This window comes from Kitasatospora sp. NPDC024654, assembly GCF_055559155.1.
In genome coordinates this window covers 1-3,224 of sequence record NZ_JBVHLF010000217.1, presented here as the reverse complement: position 1 = coordinate 3,224, position 3,224 = coordinate 1, and the positions used below count along the sequence as shown (strand labels likewise).

The 3,224-nt window shown below is 70.8% G+C and carries 7 protein-coding genes; all 7 read left to right on the top strand.

The window, feature by feature from the left end:
- Window positions 1–241: hypothetical protein (locus tag ACZ38L_RS39035; RefSeq protein ID WP_465702831.1), on the top strand; the 241-nt coding region annotated here is incomplete at its 5' end.
- A gap of 88 nt (window positions 242–329) precedes the next feature.
- Window positions 330–506 carry a hypothetical protein gene (locus ACZ38L_RS39030; RefSeq protein ID WP_465702829.1) on the top strand — a complete coding sequence of 59 codons (177 nt, stop codon included), beginning with the start codon at window positions 330–332 and terminating at the stop codon, window positions 504–506.
- A 46-nt stretch (window positions 507–552) separates the two neighbouring features.
- Window positions 553–1,086 carry a DUF6197 family protein gene (locus tag ACZ38L_RS39025; protein WP_465702827.1) on the top strand — a complete coding sequence of 178 codons (534 nt, stop codon included), beginning with the start codon at window positions 553–555 and terminating at the stop codon, window positions 1,084–1,086.
- A gap of 39 nt (window positions 1,087–1,125) precedes the next feature.
- Window positions 1,126–1,494, top strand: a complete 369-nt coding sequence (locus ACZ38L_RS39020; RefSeq protein WP_465702825.1) for a hypothetical protein — start codon at window positions 1,126–1,128, stop codon at window positions 1,492–1,494.
- A 13-nt stretch (window positions 1,495–1,507) separates the two neighbouring features.
- Complete coding sequence (locus tag ACZ38L_RS39015; RefSeq protein WP_465702823.1) at window positions 1,508–1,681, top strand: hypothetical protein; 174 nt, start codon at window positions 1,508–1,510, stop codon at window positions 1,679–1,681.
- 845 nt (window positions 1,682–2,526) lie between these two features.
- The gene (locus tag ACZ38L_RS39010) at window positions 2,527–2,772 is read left to right on the top strand and encodes a hypothetical protein (RefSeq protein ID WP_465702821.1); all 246 of its coding nucleotides are present in this window, start codon (window positions 2,527–2,529) and stop codon (window positions 2,770–2,772) included.
- A gap of 52 nt (window positions 2,773–2,824) precedes the next feature.
- Window positions 2,825–3,223 carry a hypothetical protein gene (locus ACZ38L_RS39005; protein ID WP_465702819.1) on the top strand — a complete coding sequence of 133 codons (399 nt, stop codon included), beginning with the start codon at window positions 2,825–2,827 and terminating at the stop codon, window positions 3,221–3,223.
- Window position 3,224 lies beyond the last annotated feature (1 nt).

Genomic DNA, 3,224 nt, shown 5'->3' with positions numbered 1-3,224 from the left:
ACGGCCGGTGAAGGCCCAGCCGACCGAGTACTCCCAGCGAAACGTCGGCGAGGCGCGACCCCCGGCCGAGGCGATCCACTCCAGCAGCTCGCGGGGGAACCCGGCCCCGTCCACCCTGACCAGCAGCTTCTGCCGCCTCCACCACGGCAGCGACAAGCCGCTCAACCACCGCCGGTTCGGCGACCCGACCGCGATCGTCACGGCCGCCGCGTCCGCGCACGCCCAGTTCTGCACCGCCTGACCGACCGGCCTGACCACCGTGCTCCATCCGCCCGTCGCGGGTGGGGTGCGGTGGCCGGACCGACCGGCCCCACGGAAAGGGCTCCCCGATGAACCGCTTCGATCACAGCACCACCGTCACCGCCCCCGATGGCCGCGTCCTCCTGCAGATACGCGGCGGCGGCCAGTGCGCAGACGGACTGACCGACGAGCAGCTCCGCGAGCAGATCCGAGACAACATCCTCCGCGAACTTCGGTGGGACATCCAGATCTTCCGTACCCGCTGAGCGCCCGACCACCCGAAGGCGTCATCGATCAGGAAGGAGGCCAGCCATGCCCGCACTGCTCACCGCACCATCCGCGTTCGACCTGGACACGGCCGGCCTGCTCCTGGTCGCCGAGGTCGAGCAGTACCTGCGCAGCATCGCCACCCCGGCGCCCGACCCGGCCGCCGCCCTGCTCGCCCCGACCGTCTGCCGGTACGGCCAGGTCGTCCAGGCCTGGCACGCCGGGATCGAGCGGCCCGAGCCGACCCTGCTCGACCGGATCCGCGGCCGGCACCCGGTCGCCGAGGTGACCGTCGCCCAGCACCTCGACCTGGTCTCCCGGTATATCCACCAGCACGGCTGGATCCAGGGCGCGCTGTGGGACGACCGCGGCGCCGTCTGCCTGCTGGGTGCACAGATCCGCGTACTCGCCGCCGGCTACGGCACACCCGCGACCGTCACCGAGGCCCGGCTGCAGATCGGCAACCAGCTCGGCCGCCAGGGCGAAGGCCAGCCGGTCGACCGCTGGAACGACGCCGCTGGCCGGCGGGCGGTCGACGTCCAACAGCTCCTTCAGCGCACCGCGGCCCGTGCCCGCTGACTGGCGCCGCCCCCATCCACCCCACGTGAGGAGATCACGATGCTTCGCCCTGCCCCGATCCCGCTGACCGTGCCCCAGAGCGGCGCGGCCCCGGTCACCGTCGAGGCGCAGCTCGTCGCGCCCGGCCTTTGCATCCACGCCACTGTCACGGTTGAGGACGATCGGCCGCCGTCCGACCAGTGGCGGCTCGCCCACCACTCCGGCCGGCTGCTCGCCTACTTCCCCACCGAGGAGCAGGCCTGGCAGGCCGGTACCGCTGCGGCACGGCTCGCCGACTGGACCCGCAGTGTCGAGGAGCTCGTCAGCCTCGCCAACACGGGCGAGGTCGACCTGTTCGAGCTGTCCGACCTGATCCGCGAGAGCGGCGGCGTGTTTCTCCGCCGCCGTGACGCCGCGCTGACCACCTGACCAGGAGGCCGCCATGGACCCATTGATCGTCCGCTGGGATCGCCTCGTCATTCACCCGAAGAAGGCCGGCGGCGACACCATCGTCTGCTGCCTCACCGAAGACGGACGCCCGGTCGCCCTGTTCCTCAACGACGAGTACCGCGAGGCGCTCGGCCTGCAACTGGTCGAGCCCGACCCGACCAACTGACACCGTACTGGCGCCTCTCAGCCGACCAAGAGCGCGAGCACGAAGAGCACGACCACCAAGCCAACCACAGCCAGCCACCCTTGTCGGCCGGCGAGTCCTTGTCCGCAGCTGCGCCCGCTGGGCTGGTGGCCGCTGCTGCTGTTGATCCAGCCGAGATTGTCACCGCCGTGGTGATGGCCCCCGTGATGGTGGCCACCGAATCCGCCGCCGTGGTGGCCCCCGAAGTCCCCGCCGCCGTGCCCTCCGCCGTCCATCCCGCACCCCCAGGTAGTAGCCGTACGCACAGCCTGGCACCGCGACTCCCCGCAGAACCTCAAGACAACCTCTGAGCCTGGGCCGTCGCGCCCGGGGCGGCCCGTCACCAGGGGACGTGCATCCGAGCGAACGCAACGTACAAGGCCAGACGGAGGACTGCCGCGGTGATCGCCTGGGCCACAAGAGCGCCCATTACGGCGCGCCGCCATCGCCGCAGAGTCGGACCGGCTTTGACGGCCCCTCTCCAGGCACTCCCGATCCCGAATAGCAGGAAGAGGAAGAACCCGGCTGCGGGCACACTCCCCGCGAGCCAGCCCTCCAGCCCGATCAGCAGCCCGCCAAAGAGCACGAGCCCTGCGATGTCAGCTTTACCCGATCTCTCCTGTACCTGACCCATTTCCCCCACCCGGCTGTCAACCGCCACCGCGCACACCGCGGCGGCCCCGGCTCATCCGAACACGCAAGTGACGGCCATCGCTAGGGAGATCACCAGCACGCGACCTGTTGGGGATCGGATCGTCATCGCCCCGTCATGACCCCCGTCAACCGGCCGCCGCACCCTGCGGCGCCTCCACCCCAAGGAGCAGCCCATGACTGGCCCCGCCAGCGATCTTGCCACCATGCGGCGCATCATCGCCCAGCACATCTGGGCCGCCGTCACCACCAACCCGCCCAGCGACGACAGCGACGCCCTCACCCGCACCGCCGCGGTCTCCGAGACCGCCACCGAACTCCAGGCCGCGCTCGACAACGCCGGAATCGACCTGGGCGACGAACTGGATCGTCTGGCCGCCGCCCACTTCCCGGCGGAGCTCGGCCACCCCGCCCACCGCTGACCGATTTGGCCTGCCATCCCGCGCGGCAGGCCCTCACCCGAAGGAGCACCCGATGGATGACACCCCCAGCCTCCTTGGCCCGGTCACCGAGCAGGACATGACCCGCTGGCAGCTGAAGGGCACCAAGGTTCTGGCCGAGCTGCTCACCGAGGCGTTCCGCGCCAAGCTGCCCACTCTGGACTGGCGGATCGGCACCGGCAGCAGCCTGACCGGCACCGTGCAGCAGCCGACGTTCGGCGCCGCCGAGAAGCGGGCCGCCTTCGACCAGTGGGCCCGCTACCTCGACGCTGTCGTCTGGCCCGAGACCATCGACCCCGCCGGCGGCACCCGGCTCCGCGCGAAGGCCGAGGACCACCTGCCTCGATGTTTCATCACGTCGCTGTTGATCGGTGACTGTTTGTCACGGCATGGGAAAGGTGCCCTGCCACCTGCGATGATCCGGCTTGTCTAGG

Excerpts from the sequence above, each read along its gene's own strand:
- ACZ38L_RS39030 (WP_465702829.1), top strand. The coding sequence starts at position 330 with ATGAACCGCTTCGATCACAGCACCACCGTCACCGCCCCCGATGGCCGC.
- ACZ38L_RS39025 (WP_465702827.1), top strand. The coding sequence starts at position 553 with ATGCCCGCACTGCTCACCGCACCATCCGCGTTCGACCTGGACACGGCC.
- ACZ38L_RS39020 (WP_465702825.1), top strand. The coding sequence starts at position 1,126 with ATGCTTCGCCCTGCCCCGATCCCGCTGACCGTGCCCCAGAGCGGCGCG.
- ACZ38L_RS39015 (WP_465702823.1), top strand. The coding sequence starts at position 1,508 with ATGGACCCATTGATCGTCCGCTGGGATCGCCTCGTCATTCACCCGAAG.
- ACZ38L_RS39010 (WP_465702821.1), top strand. The coding sequence starts at position 2,527 with ATGACTGGCCCCGCCAGCGATCTTGCCACCATGCGGCGCATCATCGCC.
- ACZ38L_RS39005 (WP_465702819.1), top strand. The coding sequence starts at position 2,825 with ATGGATGACACCCCCAGCCTCCTTGGCCCGGTCACCGAGCAGGACATG.